The organism is Companilactobacillus sp. FL22-3 (genome assembly GCF_054881455.1).
The window spans coordinates 1-1067 of sequence record NZ_JBTYYZ010000032.1 but is presented as its reverse complement, the minus strand read 5'-3'; the positions used below and the strand labels follow the sequence as shown (position 1 = coordinate 1067).

Below are 1067 nucleotides of genomic sequence, written 5' to 3'. Positions count from 1 at the left end.
ATGGTAGATTGTAAGATTAAATAGAATTCTACCCAGACGAAAAATTTGGATAGAAAAAGGGCAATGGACCCGGTATTGTTTTAAGTGACAAAACTATAAACAATAGGAGTCCATTACCCATGAGTCACATTTTAACATTATCGGATAGAACTGTCATCCAAACGCTGCTTAAGGTTGGTTACTCACAAAAACAAATTGCTGAAGAAGTTGGTGTAGTTCCTTCAACCATCAACTATGAACTAAAGCGCTGTCCTAAGGGATACTATGACGCTGATCAAGCTCAGGAAGACTGCGAAAAGAAGCTAACTCACCGGGGGCGGAAAACTCTTCTAACAGAGAATTTAAGAGAATTCGTCCGTGGGATCATTCTCGAACAGCGGTGGAGTTTTGAAGTCATCGCGCATATTCTCCAAATGCCATTCAAAACCCTCTATAACTGGCTGGACAAGGGCTGGTTGGACATCAAACGCGAGGTCCTTCCAGACCACGGTGTGCGGTACCGAAAGAGCCACGACGGTCGTGGTCAGTACACACGTGGGGCGAAGTTTATCAACCAACGCCCGGACGAGGCTAACCTGCGTCAAGAGATTGGTCATTTTGAAGTCGATACCATCCTATCAGGAAAAACCAGGGGCGAGGTCCTAGCTACCTTTACTGATCGTAAGTCCCGACTAATGATTATTCGTCGTTTACCGGGACGTGATAGTAAAGCTATGACTAAGGCAATCCTAGAGCTTAACGAGGAGTTGCGCGGCTTGGTCAAGTCAATCACCAGTGATCACGGTAAGGAATTCGCAGGCTTCAAGGAAATTGAAGCCTGCGGAATTGCCCATTATTTTGCACACCCGTATGCGCCACATGAACGCGGAACCAACGAACGGTTGAACCGCGAGATTCGGCTACACATTCCAAAGAACCAGCCAATTGAGAGCGTTACGGACGAAGAGCTGACTATGATCTCAAAGTACTTAAACTGGCGTCCCCGGAAATGTTTAGGGTGGAAAACGCCACTCCAAGTCTTCTTTGGTGACTTGTCCGAAAAATTCGATTAATTGTTGCAATCTACC

General features: G+C 45.9%; 1 protein-coding gene. It reads left to right on the top strand.

Going from position 1 to position 1067, the window contains the following annotated elements:
- The first annotated feature begins 119 nt into the window (after window positions 1-119).
- The gene (locus ACYT32_RS12350; RefSeq protein ID WP_034544610.1) at window positions 120-1052 is read left to right on the top strand and encodes an IS30 family transposase; all 933 of its coding nucleotides are present in this window, start codon (window positions 120-122) and stop codon (window positions 1050-1052) included.
- Window positions 1053-1067: the final 15 nt, after the last annotated feature.

Excerpts from the sequence above, each read along its gene's own strand:
- ACYT32_RS12350 (WP_034544610.1), top strand. The coding sequence starts at position 120 with ATGAGTCACATTTTAACATTATCGGATAGAACTGTCATCCAAACGCTG.